Raw genomic sequence first — 21,713 nt, forward strand, 5'->3', positions numbered from 1 at the left:
GTCATGCGGGTTCGATTCCCGTCACCCGCTCCACCTCTTCCCCGCTGGTCAGGCCTTTGCGGTCTGTCCCATGGCCTGGGTACGCGCACCTTTCTCTTTCGCGCTTCGTCGTCCTGGCCATGGGATGACCATTGCCGTGATGTTGTCGTGGCCGCCGCAGTCCAGTGCGTGTTGGACGAGGGCCTGCACGGTTTGCTCTGGACTGTCGGCGATCTGGTGTCGGATGGACTCCGCGTCGGGTAGGTAGCGCCAGAGGCCGTCTGTGCACAGCACGAATGTTCCTGGGGTGGTTGGGTGGAGGCTGCGAATGTGCGGCGTGGATGCGGGGGCGTCGGCGCCAAGCCAATTGGATAGGGCGTCGAGGTCTCCTGTGTCGTCCTCGGTCAGCAGGATCGCGGGGCCTTCGGCTGGGATCCAGTAGGCGCGACTGTCGCCGATCCAACTGGTCCAGATTCCGGATTCTCCTGCTATTCCTGCGATGTACGTGCATGCGGGTGCTGATTCCGGTGTGCCTAAGGCGGATACGGCTTGGGATGCGCGTGCTGCCGCTTTTTCCAGTGCGGCTTCGGGGAGGGTGTTGGCTTCGAGTTCTGTTGCCAGGACTTGTGATGCTGTTGCGGCGGCGACTTGGGCGGCTCGCTCTGGGCGGGGTGACATTGAGACTCCGTCGCAGACGACGCCGATGGTCCATGGGTCCGCGTCGAGGAGGGCCATGGCGTCGGCGTTGATGCCTCTGCGCAGGCCGCGGTCTGTTACGGCGGCCGCGCCACTTTTCACTGCGAGCTCGATGTGTGCGCGGTAGCGGGGTTGGACCGCTCCGCATTCCCAGCAATGGCCGTCTGGTGCGACGACTCCGCCGCATTCGACACAGGCGGTGTGCATCGGATGAGAATATTGGTCATGAGCGAGTGGCGGGTGCAGTTCGACGCGAATGTGACCTTCAGCAACGGCGGGGCTTTGCAGGCTCAGGAGTTCCGGCTGGACATCCCTGGCGCGGACATCGATGACGCCGCGCTGGCCGAGCTGTTCGTCCGGCATCTCGGGTTGTTGATGGTCGGCGACGTCACCATCGCCAACAAGGCCTTCATTCAGGAGCCGCACAAGGGATCCCGGGGTGTCGAGGTTTCCGCGGCCAAGCGGCGGGTGTTCGACTTGAGTCATGTCATCGAGCACGGCATGACCACGCACACCGGTCTTCCCGGCCCGGAGATCAGCGACTGGTTGTCCTTTGCGGACTCACATCGGAATTATGGCGCTGGCACCGAGTTCCAGATCGGGAAGATCAGCATGGTCAGCAATACCGGCACCTATGTGGACAGTCCTGCGCATCGTTTTCGGGACGGCGCCGACCTTTCCGGGCTTGACATCGAACGTCTTGTCGACGTCGAAGGGATCACCGTGCGCACGGGCGAACGCGTGATCGACCGGAAACTGCTGCTGGCTTACCAAGTCACCGGCAAGGCTGTTCTCATCAACACCGGTTGGGATCGGCATTGGAGCACCGAGACGTACACCAACGGGCAGCATCCGTTCATTACCAAGGATGCCGCTGAGTGGCTCGTCGAACAACGGCCCGCGGTGGTGGGAATCGATTCGATGAACGTGGACGACACCGGCGATGGGACCCGGCCAGCACACACTGTTTTGCTGCGTGCGGGCATTCCGATTGTCGAGCACATGAACAACCTGGACGCGCTGCCGCCACACGGTTTCCGGTTCCACGCCGCTCCGCTGGCCATCAAGGGCATGGGCACTTTCTCTGTCCGCGCCTACGCGCTGACCTGATACGTAACAATGTGGCATGTTCGTTCATCGGATCAGGGTTCGCTACAGCGAGTGCGACCAGCAGGGCGTGATGTTCGTCGGGCACTACATGTTCTATTACGACGTCGCGTTGACCGAGCTGTGGCGCGCGCATGTCTGCAGGTATCAGGACATGGTCGAGAAGGGCGACGACATGATGGTCGCCGAGTCGCGCCTGCGGTACGTGCGTAGCGCCCGGTTCGACGACAATGTCGATATCGAGATTCCGATCCACCATCTGGGGACGACGAGCGTGATCACCCGTCCGGTCTTCCGGGTCGACGGCCAGGTCATCACCGAGGGCGAGGTTCGGCACGTGTTCATCGATCCGTCCGCGAATTCCAAGAAGCCGATTCCGGACTACGTCCGCACCGCTTTGTCCACAATGGAATAAGTTCTCAGTGCCGCAGGTGCCGGATGCTGCGGACGTACTCCAGTTCCAGCACCGGTCTGCCGTCGCCGTAGTCCCATTCCCGGCGGCGGCCGGAGTCGCGGAAGCCTTCCTTGCGGTAGAAGTGCCGCGCGCGATTCGCACCGGACAGTGTCCACGCCCTGATGTCGCGATGCCGTTGATCAGCAAGGGTTTCCTGGACACGAGCCAGCAATGTGGACGCCACACCCGCCCCCCACGCGGCCGGTCTGGCGTAACACGCGAAGATCTCGCCTTTGCCGTCGCCTTCCTCCGCCGGCCCGAAATGGCTGAACGCCATCACCCTGTGGCCGCGCTCGGCAACGAGCACGGTTCCGGGCGAGTCCGGATCGCTGAGCAGGTCCGCCCATTGGCCCCGGCGGACTTCCACCTGCGCGGCCAGGAACTTCGATTCGAACAGGTCGCGATACGCGACACGCCACGCCTCGGCGTGCACCTCACCGATGCTCGCCACGTCCTCGGTCCGTGCTTCACGCACCAGAGTCAGGGTGTCCAGGCGCATGGATCCCTACCCAGTCTCAAGTCAAGTCGTTCGCCCAGTTCGCCGCAAAGTGCGCACACCATACGTCCACCGGAAACTCAGTGGCAATGTTTCGCCAGTTCGAATAAGAAGACTGGCGTGTCAGAGCCGACGATCCGCCTCGCGACCGATGCTGACTTCAACGACGTACTGCACATGATCCGCGCCGCGTTCCTCGAGGAAATCGCGGACAAGGACGACGAGTGGTACCGCACGGAATGGGAGCCCGACCGGCTGCACCTGGTGCACGACGGCGACGAGCTGATCGGCACAGCGGCCGTCCTCACCCTCGACATGACGTTCCCAGGCGCGGGGCCGCGGCCGTTCGCGGCGGTCACCACCGTCGCAGTGAAACCTGGGCACCGCAGGCGTGGCGTGATGACGAAGTTGATGCACGCGCAACTGCACGGTCTGCACGAACAGAGCCGTGAGCCCGTCGCTGCGCTCTGGGCGTCCGAGGGCGGGATCTACAGCCGCTTCGGGTACGGGTTGGCGTCGCACTACCTGCGGGCGCACACGCCGAAAGGCGCCGCGTTCCGGCCTGGCGTGGACGTCGGCAAGGACCGTGTCCGCGTCGTGTCACGTGACGAGGCGATGCCGTTCGTGACCGAGCTGTACGACCGGGTCGCACCGCAACGGACCGGTTGGCTTTCGCGCAACGAGCGCGGCTGGACCCACTACCTGTGGGACACGCCGACGTTCCGCGACGGTGCCTCACAGCTGATATTCGCGATTCACCCGGACGGGTACGTGATTTTCCGGACGAAACGGAAATGGGGCGATCGCGGTCCGATCAGCGACCTGAACGTCTTGGAACTGGCAGCGTCGACTCCGGTCGGCACGGCAGCGATCTGGCGTTTCCTGCTCGATTTCGATCTTGTCGCCGAGGTCGAGGCGCCGATTCCGCAGGACGATCCCTTGGTCCATCTGCTGAAGGATCCGTACCAGGTCGTGCGTAAGCAGAAAGACTCGTTGTGGGTCCGAATCGTCGACGTGGATCGCGCGCTGGTCCAGCGCAGGTACTCCGCGCCACTGGACACGGTGTTCGAGGTGACCGACGAGCTTTGCCCGTGGAATCAAGGCAGGTGGCGGTTGGTCGTCGACTCGGCAGGCGCCGCGACGGTCGAGCGGACCGACGCGGACGCGGACCTGCTCGTGGACACAGCCGACCTGGGTTCGGTGTTTCTCGGCGGCGTCCAGTTGAGCACCTTGGCCGCGGTCGGCAGGGTCCGTGAACTCAGGCCCGGAACTCTCATTCCGGCGGCCCGGGCGTTTCTCGGCGACCAGCAACCGTATTGCCCGGAGGTGTTCTGACCCACAGGGCGGCGGGAACTGGCGAGGTGGCTTCCGGCGTTGTCCAATTTGAGGACTTTCGAATGGAGGCGCCGTGACCACTGGCATCGTGCTGGTTGTAGTGATTGTGGTTGTGGCCGGACTGATCTTCATGGCGGCCAACAAACGCGCGACAGCTCGGCGTAACGAGTTGGAGAACGCCAAGGCCGACGCGCGACGCTGGGTCGAGCGGCTCGGGGGTCAGGTGATGGCGCTGACCGGGACCGACGAGGCGTCCAAGCAGGCGCTCGCCGACGCGTCCGAGCGCTACACCGCGGCCGGGTCGCAGATGGACCAGGTGCGGACGGTCGAGCAGGCGAGGCTCGTGACCAAGACCGCGCTCGAGGGTCTGTACTACGTGCGCGCGGCGCGCGAGGCGATGGGCTTGGACCCCGGCCCTGCGCTGCCCGAGGACCGCGAGCAGATCGATGCGGGTCGCGTGACCGATGACCGTCGGGTGAACGTCGAGGGTCATGAGTACGCGGCGTCGGCGCGGCCGGGTTCCGGCACGCCGTACTACTACCCCGGTGGTCGCGTCGCGGGCCGTCCGGTGCCTCAGGGTTGGTACAGCGAGCCGTGGTGGAAGCCCGCGCTCATCGCTGGCGCTTGGGGCGTCGGTACGTTCTTGTTGTTCGACGCCATGTTCTCCGGCATGGTCGGCATTCCGGACGCTGCGGCTTGGGAATCCGGTTATGACGCCGGTCAGGCTGACGCCATGGCTGACACGGGTGGCGACGCTGGCGGTGACATGGGCGGTGACATGGGCGGCGGCGATATGGGCGGCGACTGGGGTGGCGGCGATGGCGGCGGCTGGGGTGACTTCGGCGGCGGCGATTTCGGCGATTTCTGATCAGTAGCCAGACAGGTGACAGCGGCCGGTTCGGGCCGCCCGCCGTGGCATTGGGTGAACTTTGCATGCTGCACTCTGAATACAGAGTTCAGGCTGAAGGCATGGGTGTGGACACGGGGCAGCGAGGCAGCGGACGACGCCCAGGCATGGCTGAACTTTGAACACTGCGCTCTACATTCTAAACTCTGAATACAGAGTTCAGACCGGGCAGACGTACCTGCTTAGAATGCTGATTCTGACGCACTGAGGTAATCTCACCAAGATTCTGGTTCGTTTGTTGAGCCGCGAAGCTGCTCGGACGAGCGCTGGTCGATGTGCTGGGGAGTGGTGAGACCCGGGGAAAGATGGGCGGGGAGCCCTTGGTAGAACTGGATTGCGAAGATCAAGTCCGGACCAGAAGGCTCCCCGTGATTGCGTATCGTGCCATGCTCGATGTCCCGCGTGAACTGGCCCTCTACCTCAGCCGGCTGCTGCACGCCGAACGCCGCCGACGCGGCACCCGCAAGAACAGCAGGGCGTTGACCTGCTTTCGCCACGCGGTGCTGGGCCTGCGCTGGTTCCGGCAGAACACCGACGTCCCCGCCCTGGCTCGCGATCACGGCATCTCCCGCGCCACCGGCTACCGCTACTTGGATGAGGTCGTCATCGTGCTCGCCGAGCAGGCGCCGGACCTGCATGAGGCCCTGCAGCGGGCCAAGGATGAGGGCACGGCCTACGTGATCCTCGATGGAAAGGTCTTCTCCGCCGATCGCTGTAGCGAGAAAACGTTGAGCGTGAAAGGCGAGCCGATCGACCTGTGGTACTCCGGCAAAGCCCGCGAGCACGGCGGCAACATCCAAGCGCTGTGCGCGCCGGACGGTTTTCCGTGGTGGGTCTCGGATGTCGAGCCCGGTTCACTCCATGACTTGACCGTGGCGCGCGAGCATGTGCTGGGTGCGCTGTACTGGGCCGCCTCGCACCTTGATCTGCCGACGCTGGCCGATGGCGGCTACGACGGTGCCGGCATCGGCGTGCACACCCCGGTCAAACAGCCTGCCGATGGCCAGGTCCTCGACGTGGACACCCGCACACGCAACGCTCTGCTGCGTGGCCTACGGTGTCTGGGCGAACGTGGTTTCGCCCTGCTCACCGAACGCTGGCGCAGCCTGCGGCATCTCACCGCCAACCCCAGCAAGATCGGCGACATCGTCAAAGCCGCCCTTGTCCTCACGCATTTCGAACACGGCAAGATCGCGTGAAAGTCGCTGAGATCACCTCACTGATGGCGATTGTCCGCATTGATATGCGTGACGTGAAGACGGCACGCGCTCATCAGCCTCGGTGTCATACCTGCATCCGGTGCTGGATCGACCCAATCTCGATATCAGGACGAAGGCGTGCACGTCGGCTATTGGCTGACGCACCCGCAACCAAGAAACCCGGTATTCCGGCGCGGCGGCCCCATTCCCCTGGTCCCCCGGCGCGGTGGACGAACCACTCATGCCCTATCGCGCGGAGGATTACGCGGTTACCCACCACGTCCTTGACAGCTCGATCGTGATCGGCCGCGCGCCTTACCCATTGCAGGTACAGGCGTCGAAAGTGGCGCACTACTACAACAACGCTTTTGAGAAAGTCGCCGACAACATCGACGCGATTCTCGCCATGCCGTTCACGTCGCCACGCTTCATTCCGTCCCCCGCCCTCTCCGATCTCTGACTGGAGTCAGCGCCTTGCCGCAACCCGCTGCAGTTTTCTTTGACATGGACGGAACAATCGTCAGCACCGAGCGACAGGGGCACGAGGCACGTACCGCCCTTGCGGCCCATCTCGGCGGCACCATCACGATGCCCAGCTGCGAGCAGGCGGTCGGGGTGAGCGACTATCAAATAATCCGCCGTGCGCTGACTGACCGAAACCCGCTCGTGACGACGGCCGAAATCGACGATGCGTTCAGCTGGTTCACCGATTACACCGCGAAGCTGCTGACGGAAAAGCTGGAGACGTTACCCGGTGCGCTTGAGCTGATCGAACAGCTGCACTCGGCCGGTATAGCGCTCGGACTGGTCACCACCACCAGGCAAGGTCTGGTGTCGATCGTGCTCAACCAGATCGGCCGTGACTATTGGGACACGGTGGTGTGGCGACGACGTCGGCGATCAGACCAAGCCACACCCGCGGCCCTACCTGCTCGCCGCTGAACGGCTTGGTGTCGATCCCGCTGACTGCGTGGCCATCGAGGACTCCCCGGATGGGGTCACGTCGGCCGAGGTCGCGGGATTCCGTCGGGTGATCGTCGTGCCAAGCGACGTTCCCGTGCCCACCGGGCCCATCCGGCTCTTCCGTGGATCGCTCACGCAGGTCAGCACAGCCGATTACTCAGGCTGACAGGCCGGGCACCAGAAGAGGTTGCGACCGGCGAGGTCCGCCTTCAGGACCTCGGTTCCGCAGACGTAGCACGGCAAACCGGCTCGCCGGTACACGTAAACCTCGCCGCCGTGTGCGTCCTTGCGAGGTTCGCGGCCCATCACCTCGGGCATGTGCTCAGGCCGGACCGTGTCGATCTGCCCGGCCTTCACCCCGTGGTTCATCAGCGCGACCAGGTCGACCCACATCTCCTTGAACAGGATCGGGTCCACCTCTTTGCCCGGCAGCATCGGCGGAACACCGTGCCGGAACAGGATTTCCGCACGGTAGACGTTCCCGACCCCGGAGATCACCGCCTGGTCCATCAGCAACGCTGCCAACGGGACCTTGGAGCGGGAGATCCGGTGAAAGGCCTTGTCCGGGTCGGCGTCACGGCGCAGCGGATCGGGACCCAGCCGGGCCCGCAACGCCAGCACCTGGTCTTCTGTCCACAGTTCGCAGGCGTTCGGGCCACGTAGGTCTGTCCAATGTGTACGGCCCACGACGCGCATCCGGACCTGGCCGACCGGGTCGAGCAACGGCAGTTTGTGCTCGTCGAAGATCCCGAGCAGGCCAAGGTGGATGTGCACGATCGCGTCAGGGCCGTACACGTGGAACAGGTGCTTGCCATGCGCCTCCGCGCGCACGAGCTTCCGGCCGTCCAGAATGGACGCTTGGGCGGCGAACCGGCCCTGCGGGCTGGAAACCGCGACCGGATGTCCGGCGTAGCGACGGTGGTGCATCCGGGCATGCCGGTGCAGCGTATGACCTTCAGGCATTTGCCAGAAAGTCTACTCCGGCAATGCGGGCGGGTTGCCGGTGCGCTCGTAGTCCGAGATCAGGTCGATCCGGCGCTGGTGCCTGCCGCCTTCGAACTCGGTCGCCAGGAACGCGTCGACGATCGTCGCCGCCTCTTCCTGCGAGTGCATCCGCGCCCCGACTCCGACGACCTGGGCGTTGTTGTGCTGACGCGCCAGTTGCGCCGTTTCCACGTTGTAGGCCAGCGCGGCGCGGCAGCCTTCGACTTTGTTCGCCGCGATCTGCTCGCCGTTGCCTGAGCCGCCGATGACGATGCCGAGCGAGCCTTCGTCCGCCACCACACGCCGGGCCGCCTCGATGCAGAAGGGCGGATAGTCGTCCTGCGCGTCGTAGACGTGCGGCCCGACGTCGATCACCTCGTGACCGGCTTGCTTGAGGTGGTCGACCAGATATGTCTTCAGCTCGTAACCGGCATGGTCACTTCCGAGATACACACGCACGCGCCGAAGTGTGCCATGGACGCGACTGGCAGGCTTGCCGCATGTTCACTCAGGACGGCTTCGGCGTACGGATGGAATGGGGCATGGCGGGCGTCGAGGCGCTTGCCCCGCACTGCACGGTCCTCATCATCGTGGACGTGTTGAGTTTCACCACCTCGGTCGATCTGGCCGTCAGCCAGGGGGCCCGCGTCGTGGTCAAGGCTCCGGACGAGCAATCGACCGGGTTGAAACGTCCAAGTGAACTCAAGTCCGTCCAAGCGGGCACCGAGCTCACGTTCACCTCGCCGAACGGCGGCAGGCTCAGTGAATTCGCCGCGCAGCGGACCCGCGTGATGGCCGGGTGCCTACGCAATGCCGCCGCGGTCGCCGACAGGGCGATCGATTTGGCTGACCGTGGCCCGATCGGCGTGATCCCAGCAGGTGAGCAGTGGGGCGTGAACTTCTACGAGCGTCAGAAGTCCGGCGCGATGCGGGTGGCGATGGAGGACTACCTTGGCGCGGGCGCGATCGTGTCCGCGTTACTGGCGGAGGGCTACAGCCCGGCATCGCCCGAGGCTGCGTTCGCGGCGACGTCGTATCGCACGGCCGAGCCGTACTTGGCGGAATTGCTGGGCGGGTGTGGCTCTGGTCTCGAACTGGGTGAGAAGGGACTGTCCGAGGACATCGCGCTCGCGGGCCAGGTGAATGTCAGCAAGGCCACACCGACCTTGGTCAACGGCGTCTTCCAGTGATCGCCGCCGGTGTCCATGCCTTCCGGCACGAGGAGCTCGATCTCACCACCGGTCTGGTGATCGGCGACGACACGTGCCTGGTGATCGACACGCCCGTGCACGGCGAGGAACTCAGGCGCCAGATCAGGAAGATCACCGCGAAGCCGTGGCAGGTCGTGTACACGCACAACCATTTCGACCATTGCTACGGCACGAGCGCCTTCCTGCCGTGTGACGTGTGGGCGCACGAAAACTTCCGGTTCGACCAGGAAGAACAAGCCGTCTGGGCTCGGCGATACCGGGACGAAGGCAAGCCGGAGATGGCCACGGCCGTCGAGGAGTCCGAACTGGTCGCGCCGACGAAGACCTTCGCCGAACGCGCTGAGATCGATCTCGGTGGCCGCACGGTCGTGCTACACCACTTCGGGCCTGGGCATTCGTTCTGCGACACCGTGATCGAGGTTCCGGACACCGCGACGGTGTTCGCGGGCGACCTGGTCGAGCACCCGGCGTTCATCGAAGAGTCCTTCGGGGACGGCGACATCACGCAGTGGCCAGCGGCGCTGGAACGCCTGTTGGCACTGAATCCTGACGTCGTCGTCCCCGGGCACGGATCCCCAACAGACAAAGACTTCGTCGCGCGGGCGCGCGAAGTCCTTATCGCTGGATGGACTTCAACTCCGTGAATTCCTCGATGCCGTATTTGCCGAGTTCACGGCCGTTGCCGGATTGCCGGTAGCCGCCGAACGGCGCCAGCGGGTTGAACGAGCCGCCGTTGATGCTGACCTGACCGGTACGCATCCGCTTGGCCACAGCCAAGCCGCGCTCCGGGTCGCCGGAGAACACCGAGCCCGACAGGCCGTAGATAGTCGAGTTCGCGATCTCGACGGCCTCGTCCTCGTCGCCGTATGGCAGCACAGCGAGCACCGGGCCGAAGATTTCCTCCTGCGCGATGGTCATATCGGGCCGCACGTTCGCGAACACGGTCGGCGGCACGTACGCACCGGTCGTCGGCAGGCCGGAGGTGTCCGCGCCGCCGTACGCCACAGTCGCGCCCTCGTCAATGCCCTTGTTGATGTAGCCCAACACGCGGTTACGTTGCGCGGTCGAGGACATCGGCCCAATGCGGGTGCTCTCGGAGTTCGGGTCACCGACGGTGTACTTCGCGGCCGCGGCGGCGACCATCTCGACGATCTCGTCGTGCCGTGACGCGGGCACAAGCATGCGCGTCCACGCGGTACACGTCTGGCCGCCGTTGATGTACGCGTTGGCAACGCCCTTCTTCACCGCGGCGGTCATGTCGGCATCGTCGAGGATCACGTTGGCGGACTTGCCACCCAGCTCAAGCGACACGCGCTTCACCGTTCCCGCGGCGGCGGTCGTGACCAGCTTGCCCGCGCGGGTCGACCCGGTGAACGAAATCATGTCCACGCCCGGGTGCGCCGAAAGCGCCTCTCCCACAACGGGTCCCGTACCGTGTACGAGATTCACCACGCCCGCGGGCGCACCAGCGGACTCAAGGACCGCCATGAACAACCCAGCGGTCAGTGGGCTGATCTCACTGGGCTTGACGACAACAGTGTTCCCGGCGGCCAACGCGGGAATGATCTTGGCGACGATCTGGTGCAGCGGGTAGTTCCACGGCGTGATGCAGCCGACCACACCGATCGGCTCACGCAACACCAGCGAGTTGCCGATCTCCTCGGCGAACGAGAACTCGCCATCCAGCAGGTCCGCCACACCGTTGGTCACCGCGATCGGCAGCGACGCCTGCACGTTGAGCGAGAACGAGATCGGCGAACCCATCTCAGCGGTGACGGTCGCCGCCACCTCTTCACGCCGCGTACCCAGTTCGGCAGCAATACGCCGGATCACCGCGACTCGGTCGGCGACTGAGGTCTGCGACCACGTCACAAAGGCTTTCCCAGCCGCTTGCACCGCAGCGTCCACATCAGCGGCGGCGCCTGCCGGGACGGTCGCGATGACCTCGTCGGTGGCGGGGTTCACCACGTCGATGGTCTCTCCCCCGCCGTCCAGCTGCTGGCCGTCGATGACGTGACCGGTGCGGGTTGTGACAGGGGCCGCCATTGGCACTCCCTTGAAAGTTCGGTGGTATCGGAAGGGACACCACCGACCTTAGAACGTCAGTCGAACTTCAGCTCACCCGTGCGGGTGCGCTTGAGCTCGAAGAAGTCCGGGTAGCTGGCCAGCAGCTTGGCGCCGTCGAACACGTCGAGGGCCTGCTGGCCACGTGGGATGCTCGTGAGCACGGGGCCGAAGAACGCGACGCCGTCGATGTGGATCGTGGGCGTGCCGACGTCCATCCCGACCGGGTCCATGCCCTCGTGGTGGCTCTTGCGCAGCGCCTCGTCGTAGTCGGTGCTGTGCGCCGCCTTCGCGAGCTCCGCTGGCAGGCCCAGCTCCTCCAGCGCCTCGACAATGACCTGGTCGTAGTCCTTGTTGCCCTGGTTGTGGATCCTGGTGCCAAGCGCGGTGTACAGGTCGCGCAGCACCTCTTCACCCTTGAGCTGGGCCGCTGCGATGGCGACCCGGACCGGGCCCCAGGCCTTGTCCAGGAACTCGCGGTACTCCTGCGGCAGGTCGCGTCCGTCGTTCAGCACGGCAAGGCTCATCACGCGGAACCTGAGGTCGAGATCCCGTTGCTTCTCCACCTCGAGGATCCAGCGGGAGGAGATCCAGGCGAACGGGCACGTCGGGTCGAAGTAGAAGTCGACCTTCGTCTTGGCTGCAGGGGTGTCTGCTGGGGCGCTCATGTTCTGCACAACCGGATCGGCCGTCTACATCTTCCCGCAAGGCGTGATTGGATACCGTTGTCAACTACCAGCCGAACCTGAGGTGATCAGTGGCCGCCCCCAACCTGACCCGTGCCCAAGCCCAGCAGCGCGCCGAGCTGGTCGAGGTCGACTCCTACGCGATAGCGGTGGACCTGACCGACGGGTCGGGGCAGCCTGGGGAGAACACCTTCACCTCGCAGACGACCGTGAAGTTCCGCAGCCGCAAGGCAGGCGCGGACACGTGGATCGACATCGTCGCCGAGTCGGTCCAGCGCGCCGTGCTCAACGGCGTCGAACTGGACGTATCAGACTATGACGAGGCAAACGGGATAAAGCTGCCGAACCTGGCGGAGACCAACGAGCTCGTCGTCGAGGCGCAGTGCAGATACATGAACACCGGCGAGGGCCTGCACCGGTTCGTCGACCCGGTCGACAACGGTGTCTACCTGTACACGCAGTTCGAGACCGCGGACGCCAAGCGCGTGTTCACGTGCTTCGACCAGCCCGACATCAAGTCGGTGTACCAGATGACGGTCACCGCGCCCGCGGACTGGAAGATCGTCTCCAACTCGGCCATCGAGGCCACCGAGGAGATTTCGACCGGCGCGGTGACGCGGATCTTCGAGACCACGAAACCGATGTCCACCTACCTGGTGGCGCTGGTCGCGGGCCCGTACGCGGAATGGCGTGACGCCTACAGCGAGCCGGGCCAGCCGGACATCCCCCTGGGCTTGTACTGCCGCGCGTCGCTGGCCGAGCACCTGGACGTCGAGCGGCTGTTCGAGGAGACCAAGCAGGGTTTTGCCTTCTACCACAAGAACTTCGGCGTCCGGTACCCGTTCGGCAAGTACGACCAGGCGTTCGTGCCGGAGTTCAACGCGGGCGCGATGGAGAACGCGGGCTGCGTGACCTTCCTTGAGGACTACGTCTTCCGTAGCCGCGTCACCCGCTACCTCTACGAGCGTCGCAACGAGACGCTGCTGCACGAGATGGCGCACATGTGGTTCGGCGACCTGGTGACCATGCGCTGGTGGGACGACCTGTGGCTGAACGAGTCGTTCGCGACCTTCGCCTCGGTGTTCGCTCAGGCACAGGCGACCGAGTACAAGCACGCGTGGACCAGCTTCGCCAACATCGAGAAGTCCTGGGCCTACCGGCAGGACCAGCTGCCGTCCACGCACCCGGTCGCCGCGGACATCGCCGACGTCGAAGCGGTCGAGGTCAACTTCGACGGCATCACGTACGCCAAGGGCGCGTCGGTGCTCAAGCAGCTCGTCGCGTACGTCGGCGAGGACAACTTCCTGTCCGGCCTGCGGGTCTACTTCGACAAGCACGCGTGGGGCAACGCGACCCTCGCGGACTTGTTGGGCGCGTTGGAAGAGGCGTCCGGGCGTGACCTGTCGTGGTGGAGCGCCCAGTGGCTGGAGACGACCGGCCTGAACTCGCTCAGCCCGTCGTTCTCCCTCGACGCGGACGGCAAGTTCACCGAGTTCGCGATCACACAGGGCGGCGCGAAGCCAGGCGCGGGCGAACTGCGCACGCACCGGGTCGCGATCGGCGTGTACGACGACGTGGACGGCAAGATCGTGCGGACAAAGCGGGTCGAGGTCGACGTGGACGGCCCGCGTACCGAGATCCCCGAGCTCGCCGGGGTCCCGCGCGGCAAGCTGGTGCTGGTCAACGACGACGACCTGAGCTACTGCACGATGCGGCTCGACCCAGGCTCGCTGGAAACCCTGATCGACCGGATCGCCGACATCGCCGAGCCGCTGCCGCGCACGCTGTGCTGGTCCGCGGCGTGGGAGATGACGCGTGAGGCCGAGCTGAAGGCCCGTGACTTCGTCCAGCTGGTGGTCAGCGGAGTGGCCGCGGAGACCGAGATCGGTGTCGTGCAACGGCTTCTGCTGCAGGCTCAGACCGCTTTGTCCTCGTACGCCGACCCGGCTTGGGCGCCGCAGGGATGGCAGCTGTTCACCGACCGCCTGGTCGAGCTGGTGCGCTCGGCCGAGCCGGGTTCGGACTACCAGCTCGGGTTTGTCGCCGCCCTGGCTTCTTCGGTGCTGGACGACTCGAAGGTCGCGTTGATCCGTGGCTGGCTCGATGGATCGGCACCGTTGCCGGGCTTGGTCGTGGACACCGACCAGCGCTGGCGGCTGCTGACCACTTTGGTCGCCCACGGTGCCGCGGGCGCGGACGAGGTGGCGTCCGAGCTGGAGCGTGACTCGACCGCCACCGGCAAGCGGCACGCGGAGCGCGCGCTGGCATTGCGGCCGACCGCGGAGTCCAAAGAGGAGGCCTGGCAGCGGGCCGTGCACGACGACGACCTGCCGAACGCGATCAACGAGGCGATCATCTCCGGGTTCTCGCACCCCGGCCAGAAGCAGCTGATCGCGTCCTATGCCGAGAAGTACTTCGAGGACGTGGCCAGCGTGTGGGACCGGCGCTCCAGCGAACGGGCGCAGTCCATGGTGCTCGGCCTGTTCCCGGCGTGGAAGGTCGACCGCAGCACGGTCGAGGCCGCAGACGCGTGGCTGGCGCAGGAGCGTCCGCCCGCATTGCGGCGCCTGGTGTCCGAGGGCCGCGCGGGCATCGTGCGTGCCCTGGCCGCACGGGAATTCGACCAGCAGGCATGAGAAAAGCTTCAGGGCCGCCCGTGGGCGGCCCTGAAGCTTTCGCAGAAGTTCCTCAGCGGACTGGGATGCCCGCCTGGTCGGTTTAGTGGGCTGGGGTGCCCGCCTGGTCGGCCAGCATCCGCAGGCCACTGACCAGACCGCCGACCAGGTCGCCTTCCTTGAAAGACGCGACAAGGGCCATCACGACCAGCTTGAGGCCACGGTCAGGCAGGCGCCGGGACGCTTCCTCACCGGTCACGATCTCGACCACACGCTGCGCGGGCGACACGGCGATCAGCGCGGCGTGGTTGGGGTCCTGCGTGGACGCGTGCAGCCGCTCGGCTTCGCCACGGGTGTCCGCGATCTTGCCCTCGCCAAGCGGTCCGAGGTAGACGCTGAAGGACAGGCCGCTGGCACGGGAGGCCAGGGTCAGCGCTTCGTCCAACCGGGACAGTTGGGCCGGCGTGAACGGCAACGAGGGCGTCGCCAGTTCGTAGGCCTTGGCCGCGGAGATCCGGCCGGTGGCGGTGACCACCGTGCCCTCCGGAAGCTGCGACTCGTCGATGACCGGTCCGGCCTTGACGACCTCACCAGCTGCCACGGGCACCTCCCCAAGCGGTCCGCGCGTGCTGCGCGGTGTCTTCCTCGTCCGTCGAGTGCGCTGGCTGCGCCGCGCCTGCCGGGTTGGCCGTCCACCAGACAGCTGGGTAGTCCCAGTCCTGTCCTGGGCGGTACCTCGGGGTCTTTGCGGCACGCTCGCGCAACGTCAGCAATGCCACGACGCCATAGATGGCCGCCGGGATCACGACGAAGACGAGAACTGTCTCGACCGGGCTCACGCGCTAAAGGTATCTGACCTTGCTCCACAAGGGCGCGTTGGGCCCGGTAGTCCAGCAAGGCCCGGCCCGATGGTCCAGCAAGGACACGCTGGGCCCGCCAGTCCAGGACCGTCGCCGCGATCGCTCGCAGCGCCGCCCCCACACGCCTTCCGAATTCGGCAACGAGCATCGCGGTCAGTCGGTTCCCAGGTGACACGACCGTGTGAGGCGAGATGGCTGCGTGTCACGCATCGGACCTCAGGTGACACGACCAGCCGACGCGGGACGAGCATGTGTCACTCATTGGGAGCGTTCCGACTTCGGACAGTCGCCTGTCCTGCGGCCTTGGTAAGGCTTATGCGCCATGTGACTGCCGAGTATGTCCCGCGCCCGGCGGAGTCTGTGGTGGCGAACGGCCGCATCGAGTCCAAACCGAACGGTTGGACTCTCTTGACGGCTTGCAACTTTTTCGGCCGACCCATAACTTTCACCTGTACGGACCTTGCGGACCCCGCTCGAAGCACTACTTCTCACGTTTGAGTCACGAGGAGGCCCCGACATGACCACGATGCCGACCCCCGATCAGGCGACAGTCGACGCTCTTTTCGCTGCACTGTGTGACGGCTTCGCCGAGGGAACTCGAGTCACGGCAGGTACGAGGGTCACTCGCGGCACGCGGGTCACCCGCGGAACCAGGGTGACCGCCTGCTCGGAAGCAGAAGGTACGCGGGTCACCTGTGGCACCAGGGTCACCCGGGGCACGCGTGTGACGCGCGGCACACGCGTGACGTCAGGCACTCGCGTGACCCGTGAAGGAACCCGGGTGACGCGTGAAGGCACCCGCGTCACAGCCGGAACCCGAGTGACGCGCCAAGGAACGCGCGTCACGAGCGGCACCCGAGTTACCCGGGGCACTCGCGTAACCCGCGGGACTCGTGTCACCGCGGGTACGCGCGTTACGTCCTGAGACTTCCCGCTGCTAAGCGGCGGGCTCGCCCAGGTAGGGCAGCCATAGCGGATCGGCGTCGGCAACCCCGGCCAACAGGCGCCAGTGCGGTCCGCGTGGCGCCGCGGGTACTACCCGCAGGCGCCACCCCAGCTCGCTGAGCAGCTTGTCGGCCTTTTTGTGATTGCACTTCGCGCAGCTGGCCACACAGTTCTGCCATGTGTGGGGACCTCCACGGCTGCGCGGCACAACATGATCTATAGTTTCCGCCCGACCGCCACAGTAAGCGCACCTGTAGCGGTCACGGTGCATCAAGCCTGCTCTTGTCAACGGCACGCGTCCTCGATAGGGCACGCGCACGTAGTTGCTGAGCCTGATCACCGACGGGATCTCCACGCTGGACGTGGCGGAATGCATCACGATTCCGGTTGGATCACCGTGCACGACCTCAGCTTTGCCACAGACGACGAGCACCACGGCTCGCCGTAGTGGCAGGGCCGTGAGCGGCTCGAACGTGGCATTGAGTAACAGGACCCTGCGACGGCCCCAAACCGGGACCGTGGGCGCAGGTGGCCCTGTGGCTACTGTCGACGCCGAATGCTGCTCCGCCACTGGCAGTTGCGTAGGCAGCACTGTCAGCGACGCGCTCCCGGTGCCGGGTGCACCGAGTTTCGCGTCGCTTATCGGAGTCGGTTTTCGGTCGGGCACGCGACCACCTCCACCGGGGTGCAAGGCATAGTCGACCACAAACCACACCCCTCGCGCACGTGTGTTGACATACGTGTCACGTCCCGGTTCGTCAAAACCCCCGTGAACGAGCGTTGAACGCGGCCGCCTTAGCCTTGCGGCGTGCCCTCGTCCCCCATCACAAGATCGGACCGATGAACACACTCGGCTTACAGCCTCCTACCTGCGTGAACAACGTCGGCACGCTGTGTCGTACGGTGTTTGACATGACCGGGAACGTCTGGCTTTCCGGCGCGGTGGACTGGCTGGCCAAGGCACCTCTGCGCATCCTGATCATCCTGGTCGTGGCGTTCGTCATCCGTTTTGTGGCGCGGCGCACAATCGACCGGCTGGCCCGTGGTGCTGGCAACGGAAAGACCCCGCGCCTGCTGAAGCCGCTCAAGGAGCGTGCGCCCCAGGCAGTCGGCGCGCTGGTGTCCGAGCGGCGCCAGCAGCGGGCGCAGACCATCGGCTCGGTGATGAAGTCGCTGGTGTCGTTCCTGGTGTACGGCCTGGCGTTCATCTTGATCTTGGGTGAGATCGGGATCAACCTCGGGCCGATCATCGCCTCGGCGGGCATCGTCGGTGTCGCGATCGGTTTCGGCGCGCAGAACCTGGTCAAGGACTTCCTGTCCGGCGTGTTCATGATGCTCGAGGACCAGTACGGCGTCGGCGACATCGTGGATGTCGGGCCTGCCACCGGAACCATTGAGTCCGTTGGCTTGCGTGTCACCACGTTGCGTGACGTGAACGGCACGGTCTGGTACGTCCGCAACGGCGAGATCCTCCGGGTCGGCAACTCCAGCCAGGGTTTCGCGGTCGCCGTCGTCGACATCCCGCTGGCCTACAGCACCGACATCGAGGCCGCGACCGACGTGATCAAGCGGATCGTGGACGACGAGGTCGCGGGTGAACCGGTGTCCGATGACGTGCTGGAACCACCGGAGCTTCTTGGTGTGGACAAAGTCACACCGGAGAGCATCACCGTGCGACTGACGGTGAAAGTCCGTGCCGGTCGGCAGTGGGCCGTGCAGCGCGCGTTGCGCGCCCGGATCATTCCAGCGTTGGAAGAGGCAGGGATCGAGCCTCCCCTTGGCCGCCTCTATCCACAGAAGTAGGACAATGGTGGCGTGACGCAGGCGCAGAGTTTTTATCAGGCCGTCGGCGGCGAAGAGACCTTCCATCGGATCGTCGCGAGGTTCTACGCCGAGGTGGCCAAGGACGAGATCCTCCGGCCGCTCTATCCGGAGGAGGACCTCGGCCCGGCCGAGGAGCGGCTGCGGTTGTTCCTGATGCAGTACTGGGGCGGACCGCACACGTATTCGGAGAACCGCGGTCACCCGCGGTTGCGGATGCGGCACGCGCCGTTCCAGGTCGGCCCGTTGCAGCGAGACGCGTGGTTGCGGTGCATGCGAATCGCGGTCGATGAGGCAGGGTTGTCCGAGGAACACCGCAAGCAACTGTGGGACTACCTGGAAATGGCCGCGAACAGTCTGCTCAACAGCTGGGTCTGAAACTCAAGCCCAGCCGAACGGATAGCCGTTTCCAGCCCAGACCACCCCACCACGATGGCAGGATGACCCACCGTGCCAACAAACGCCGACGGACCCTGGTGGCAGCACGCCGTTTTCTACCAGGTCTACGTCAGATCGTTCGCCGATTCCGATGGCGACGGGGTCGGTGATCTCGACGGGGTCCGGTCGCGGCTTGGCTATCTCGAACTGCTCGGTGTCGACGCGTTGTGGCTGACCCCGTTCTTCACCTCGCCGATGGCCGATCACGGCTACGACGTGGCCAATCCGCGTGACGTCGACCCGGTTTTCGGTGATCTGGAGAAGTTCGACCTGCTGGTGGCCGAGGCACACGAGCGCGGCATCCGGGTGACGATCGACCTGGTACCCAACCACACCAGCGATCAGCACCCGTGGTTCGTCGCGGCGGTCGAGGCAGGGCCGGGTTCGCCGGAGCGCGACCGCTACTGGTTCCGCCAAGGCGCGTATCCGCCGAACAACTGGACGAGCATCTTCGGTGGGTCGGCGTGGAGCCAATTACCGGACGGTGACTGGTATCTGCACCTGTTCGCCCCAGAACAGCCGGACCTGAACTGGGCCAACCCCGAGGTCTCCGCGGACCTTGAGCGCACCCTGCGGTTCTGGCTCGACCGCGGGATCGACGGGTTCCGCATCGACGTGGCGCACGGCATGGCCAAGCCGGAGTCGTTGCCCGACATGGCTCCGCGGGAAGAGGGCACCGGGCTGCACGACAACGCGGTCGACCCTCGGTTCGACAACGACGGCGTGCACGAAGTCCACCGGATGATCCGCAAGGTCCTCGACGGCTACCCGAACACGATGGCCATCGGCGAGATCTGGGTGAAGGGCGACGAACGGTTCGCCCACTATCTGCGGCCGGACGAGCTACACCTCGGCTTCAACTTCCGTCTGGTGGAAGCAGATTTCGACGCCGACGCCGTGCGGCTGGCCATCGAGTCCTCGTTGCACGCGGCCGCGGACAGCACGCCCACTTGGACGCTGTCCAACCATGACGTCGTTCGCCACGTGACGCGTTATGGCGACGGTGAACTCGGGTTGCGGCGCGCGCGGGCGATGACGTTGGTCGAGTTCGCTTTGCCGGGAGCCTTGTACATCTACAACGGCGAAGAGCTTGGGCTGCCGACCGTCGAGTTGCCTGAGTGGGCGTTGCAGGACCCGGTATGGAAGCGGTCCGGGCACACCAGGCGTGGCCGCGACGGGAGCCGCATTCCCGTTCCGTGGGAAGGCACAGAGCCGCCGTACGGGTTCTCCACAACCGCGAACACGTGGCTGCCGATGCCGTTGGAGTGGGCGTCGTTGACGGTCGAGGCTCAGCTGGAGGACGAGGACTCGACGCTGTCGCTGTACCGGCACGCGATCGAGCTCCGCAAGTCCCATCCGGCGTTCGGCGGGGCAGTGGTCGAGTGGTACGGCGCGCCCGCCGGGTGCTTCGCGTTCCGCCGCAAGGGCGGCGGGTTGATCTGCGCGTTGAACACCTCGTCGGCGCCGGTGCCGATTCCTCCGGGCGAGCTGCTGCTGGCCAGCGAGCCTCTCGTGGACGGCCAGTTGCCGCCCGACGCCGCTGTATGGCTGGTTTAGGACGCGCTGAAGTCGCCGCCGATGTCGGGGGCGTCGGATGAGTCGTCGGTGACGGCGTCGTAGACGTACAAGCCTGCCGCGAGCGCCGCTGCGCCGCGCAGGCCGTCACCGAACCTGGAGTGCTTGTTCTGCACGACGTACGGCTGCTGTTCCGGAGCGGCCGGGCGCGGCTCTGGCCACGGCTCGGGCTCTGGGAACGTCTCCGCGAGCCATTCCTTGGCTAACGCGTCCTCAGCAGGCTTGTCGTCTTCGCTCATATCGACAGCATGCACCCTGAGCGACCCGGATGCTCCTTACAAGAGTCAAACGAGCTGTATCAAACCAAGAGTGGCAGCAGCGCGTGACGCCGTCGCACTACGGCTCCGAAGCGGGCGTCAATGCGCAGCCATGAGTCGGTCGCGGTCACGCGGACGCGGTCGTCGGGTCCTTCATTGCCGAGGAAGCCCATGCCGGACATGGCGAACAGGCACCGCAACGGCACCTTGATCTCCATGCCGTCGCTGCTGACCGTCAGCACGGTCTGGTCCAACAGCGACGCGGGTGGCGTGCCGTGCGGGCCAGGGTTCTCGCGCGCCACCGTGAGGCCACGGTCCGCGAGCGAGGACACGACCTCGGCGGGCAACTGGTCGATGACCTGCCAGCCCTGCCCGGGCGGCAGGGCCGAACGCCACATCAGATCACGCGGCAGGCCAGGGTCGACCGTGTCGCCGCGCACGATCGCCAAGGCGGCCAGCAGGTCGTTGGCCGAGACGGTCACGTCGTCCGGCTTCATCTGCCCACGGACAGTGCGTGTGGCGAGCACGTCGAACGGCGTCGCCACCCAGGCGTCGATCAGGTCTTCACCAGTGGTGCCGCTAGTTCGGGCTTTCAGTCGCACAACCGAGTCGGCGTCAAGCCGGACCGCCCTTGCGACGAACGCGCCAAGGTCGTCCCGCTCGTGCGAGTCACCGAAAGTCAGCTCGGACACCTAGTCTCCCCCGGACCGCCAGCCAGCAAGGAAATCCCGTTCGGCGTCGGTCAGGCGCCGGGGCCTCTCGTTTTCTAGATCGTACGGCGCCAGGGTGACGTCGGCGACGACGCCCACCTTGTCGTCCTCCGATGGTCCACAGTGGACTTCCTGGTGGATGGTGAAGTCCGCGACCCGCATCCGCGTGATCGACAGGGCTACGCGGAACGGGTTGCCGTTGACGAAAAGCGGTGCGTGGTACACCGCTTCCAGCCGTGCCACGACCAGCCCGCCGTCGACCATGCCCGCGCCGTGCCGCGCGCCCTCGCCGTACAGCAGCTGGAGCCTGGCCTCCTCGAGCAGCGTGATCGTCTGCGCGTGGTTGACGTGCCGGTAGGAGTCCATATCGGACCACCTCGGCCAGACCGTCGCGTAGTACACACCCACCGC

At 65.6% G+C, this 21,713-nt stretch carries 24 protein-coding genes and 1 pseudogene; 13 read left to right on the forward strand and 12 right to left on the reverse strand.

The genetic code is table 11. From position 1 onward, the window contains the following. Positions 1 to 48 precede the first annotated feature (48 nt). The gene (locus tag LWC34_RS32415) at positions 49 to 882 is read right to left on the reverse strand and encodes a PP2C family protein-serine/threonine phosphatase (protein WP_233729090.1); all 834 of its coding nucleotides are present in this window, start codon (positions 880 to 882) and stop codon (positions 49 to 51) included. An 18-nt stretch (positions 883 to 900) separates the two neighbouring features. Between LWC34_RS32415 and LWC34_RS32420 the strand changes: the two genes are divergently transcribed. Continuing rightward, positions 901 to 1,785 (forward strand): cyclase family protein, encoded by an 885-nt coding sequence (locus tag LWC34_RS32420; protein ID WP_233729091.1) that lies wholly within the window; start codon positions 901 to 903, stop codon positions 1,783 to 1,785. 16 nt (positions 1,786 to 1,801) lie between these two features. Next, on the forward strand, positions 1,802 to 2,197 hold the full coding sequence (locus LWC34_RS32425) for an acyl-CoA thioesterase (RefSeq protein WP_233729092.1): 396 nt from the start codon (positions 1,802 to 1,804) through the stop codon (positions 2,195 to 2,197). A gap of 4 nt (positions 2,198 to 2,201) precedes the next feature. Here the strand turns inward: LWC34_RS32425 and LWC34_RS32430 are convergent, their stop codons facing one another. Further along, positions 2,202 to 2,735, reverse strand: coding sequence for a GNAT family N-acetyltransferase (locus LWC34_RS32430; RefSeq protein WP_233729093.1), 534 nt, complete (start codon positions 2,733 to 2,735; stop codon positions 2,202 to 2,204). 117 nt (positions 2,736 to 2,852) lie between these two features. Here LWC34_RS32430 and LWC34_RS32435 point away from each other — a divergent pair, with 117 nt between their 5' ends. The 5 genes and pseudogenes from LWC34_RS32435 (at position 2,853) to LWC34_RS32455 (ending at position 7,302) form a co-directional block, all read left to right on the forward strand. Beyond that, on the forward strand, positions 2,853 to 4,067 hold the full coding sequence (locus LWC34_RS32435) for a GNAT family N-acetyltransferase (protein WP_233729094.1): 1,215 nt from the start codon (positions 2,853 to 2,855) through the stop codon (positions 4,065 to 4,067). Positions 4,068 to 4,140: 73 nt separating this feature from the next. Then, entirely contained in the window at positions 4,141 to 4,935 is a 795-nt protein-coding gene (locus LWC34_RS32440) for a hypothetical protein (protein ID WP_233729095.1), read from the forward strand. A 407-nt stretch (positions 4,936 to 5,342) separates the two neighbouring features. After that, positions 5,343 to 6,173: a transposase family protein gene (locus LWC34_RS32445; RefSeq protein ID WP_233729096.1), complete on the forward strand. Its 831-nt coding sequence runs from the start codon at positions 5,343 to 5,345 to the stop codon at positions 6,171 to 6,173. A gap of 226 nt (positions 6,174 to 6,399) precedes the next feature. After that, on the forward strand, positions 6,400 to 6,633 hold the full coding sequence (locus LWC34_RS32450; protein WP_233729097.1) for a hypothetical protein: 234 nt from the start codon (positions 6,400 to 6,402) through the stop codon (positions 6,631 to 6,633). 44 nt (positions 6,634 to 6,677) lie between these two features. Beyond that, a pseudogene (locus LWC34_RS32455) lies at positions 6,678 to 7,302 on the forward strand (HAD family hydrolase). On the opposite strand, the gene LWC34_RS32465 reads toward LWC34_RS32455, so the two are convergent. Then, positions 7,290 to 8,099, reverse strand: coding sequence for an Fpg/Nei family DNA glycosylase (locus LWC34_RS32465; RefSeq protein ID WP_233729098.1), 810 nt, complete (start codon positions 8,097 to 8,099; stop codon positions 7,290 to 7,292). The pseudogene LWC34_RS32455 and the gene LWC34_RS32465 overlap by 13 nt on opposite strands. 12 nt (positions 8,100 to 8,111) lie before the next feature. Further along, positions 8,112 to 8,579, reverse strand: coding sequence for a ribose-5-phosphate isomerase (locus LWC34_RS32470; protein ID WP_233729099.1), 468 nt, complete (start codon positions 8,577 to 8,579; stop codon positions 8,112 to 8,114). A gap of 41 nt (positions 8,580 to 8,620) precedes the next feature. Between LWC34_RS32470 and LWC34_RS32475 the strand changes: the two genes are divergently transcribed. Together LWC34_RS32475 and LWC34_RS32480 are read left to right on the forward strand one after the other, a co-directional pair. Beyond that, positions 8,621 to 9,310 (forward strand): 2-phosphosulfolactate phosphatase, encoded by a 690-nt coding sequence (locus LWC34_RS32475; protein ID WP_233729100.1) that lies wholly within the window; start codon positions 8,621 to 8,623, stop codon positions 9,308 to 9,310. After that, positions 9,307 to 9,975: an MBL fold metallo-hydrolase gene (locus LWC34_RS32480; RefSeq protein ID WP_233729101.1), complete on the forward strand. Its 669-nt coding sequence runs from the start codon at positions 9,307 to 9,309 to the stop codon at positions 9,973 to 9,975. Before LWC34_RS32475 ends, LWC34_RS32480 begins: the two co-directional genes overlap by 4 nt. Here LWC34_RS32480 and LWC34_RS32485 read toward each other — a convergent pair. Beyond that, positions 9,947 to 11,377: an aldehyde dehydrogenase family protein gene (locus LWC34_RS32485; protein WP_233729102.1), complete on the reverse strand. Its 1,431-nt coding sequence runs from the start codon at positions 11,375 to 11,377 to the stop codon at positions 9,947 to 9,949. The genes LWC34_RS32480 and LWC34_RS32485 overlap by 29 nt on opposite strands. A 56-nt stretch (positions 11,378 to 11,433) precedes the next feature. Beyond that, positions 11,434 to 12,063 (reverse strand): DsbA family oxidoreductase, encoded by a 630-nt coding sequence (locus tag LWC34_RS32490; protein WP_233729103.1) that lies wholly within the window; start codon positions 12,061 to 12,063, stop codon positions 11,434 to 11,436. An 89-nt stretch (positions 12,064 to 12,152) separates the two neighbouring features. Here LWC34_RS32490 and pepN point away from each other — a divergent pair, with 89 nt between their 5' ends. Next, positions 12,153 to 14,717, forward strand: coding sequence for an aminopeptidase N (gene pepN / locus LWC34_RS32495; protein ID WP_233729104.1), 2,565 nt, complete (start codon positions 12,153 to 12,155; stop codon positions 14,715 to 14,717). An 82-nt stretch (positions 14,718 to 14,799) separates the two neighbouring features. Here pepN and LWC34_RS32500 read toward each other — a convergent pair whose 3' ends face one another. The 3 genes from LWC34_RS32500 to LWC34_RS32515 all read right to left on the reverse strand — a co-directional run bounded on the left by LWC34_RS32500 (position 14,800) and on the right by LWC34_RS32515 (position 17,072). Then, entirely contained in the window at positions 14,800 to 15,297 is a 498-nt protein-coding gene (locus LWC34_RS32500) for a DUF5130 family protein (RefSeq protein WP_233729105.1), read from the reverse strand. Then, complete coding sequence (gene ctaJ / locus LWC34_RS32505) at positions 15,284 to 15,535, reverse strand: aa3-type cytochrome oxidase subunit CtaJ (RefSeq protein ID WP_233729106.1); 252 nt, start codon at positions 15,533 to 15,535, stop codon at positions 15,284 to 15,286. Before ctaJ ends, LWC34_RS32500 begins: the two co-directional genes overlap by 14 nt. A gap of 958 nt (positions 15,536 to 16,493) precedes the next feature. Next, positions 16,494 to 17,072, reverse strand: coding sequence for an HNH endonuclease (locus tag LWC34_RS32515; RefSeq protein ID WP_372496743.1), 579 nt, complete (start codon positions 17,070 to 17,072; stop codon positions 16,494 to 16,496). Between the two features lie 269 nt (positions 17,073 to 17,341). Between LWC34_RS32515 and LWC34_RS32520 the strand changes: the two genes are divergently transcribed. From LWC34_RS32520 to LWC34_RS32530, 3 genes are all read left to right on the forward strand, one after another. Next, the gene (locus tag LWC34_RS32520; protein ID WP_233729108.1) at positions 17,342 to 18,304 is read left to right on the forward strand and encodes a mechanosensitive ion channel family protein; all 963 of its coding nucleotides are present in this window, start codon (positions 17,342 to 17,344) and stop codon (positions 18,302 to 18,304) included. Positions 18,305 to 18,316: 12 nt separating this feature from the next. Further along, on the forward strand, positions 18,317 to 18,700 hold the full coding sequence (locus LWC34_RS32525; RefSeq protein ID WP_233729109.1) for a globin: 384 nt from the start codon (positions 18,317 to 18,319) through the stop codon (positions 18,698 to 18,700). Positions 18,701 to 18,772: 72 nt separating this feature from the next. Beyond that, entirely contained in the window at positions 18,773 to 20,317 is a 1,545-nt protein-coding gene (locus LWC34_RS32530) for a glycoside hydrolase family 13 protein (protein ID WP_233729110.1), read from the forward strand. Here the strand turns inward: LWC34_RS32530 and LWC34_RS32535 are convergent. From LWC34_RS32535 to LWC34_RS32545, 3 genes are read right to left on the reverse strand one after another with little or no spacing between them, the layout of a single operon-like run. Beyond that, positions 20,314 to 20,574, reverse strand: a complete 261-nt coding sequence (locus LWC34_RS32535) for a hypothetical protein (protein WP_233729111.1) — start codon at positions 20,572 to 20,574, stop codon at positions 20,314 to 20,316. The two genes, LWC34_RS32530 and LWC34_RS32535, sit on opposite strands and share 4 nt — an antisense overlap. A 59-nt stretch (positions 20,575 to 20,633) precedes the next feature. Continuing rightward, positions 20,634 to 21,284 (reverse strand): DUF8010 domain-containing protein, encoded by a 651-nt coding sequence (locus LWC34_RS32540; RefSeq protein WP_233729112.1) that lies wholly within the window; start codon positions 21,282 to 21,284, stop codon positions 20,634 to 20,636. Then, the gene (locus LWC34_RS32545) at positions 21,285 to 21,710 is read right to left on the reverse strand and encodes an acyl-CoA thioesterase (RefSeq protein ID WP_233729113.1); all 426 of its coding nucleotides are present in this window, start codon (positions 21,708 to 21,710) and stop codon (positions 21,285 to 21,287) included. Positions 21,711 to 21,713: the final 3 nt, after the last annotated feature.

Origin of the sequence: Kibdelosporangium philippinense, assembly GCF_021390435.2 — a bacterium.
GTDB classification, from domain to species: Bacteria; Actinomycetota; Actinomycetes; order Mycobacteriales; family Pseudonocardiaceae; genus Kibdelosporangium; species Kibdelosporangium philippinense.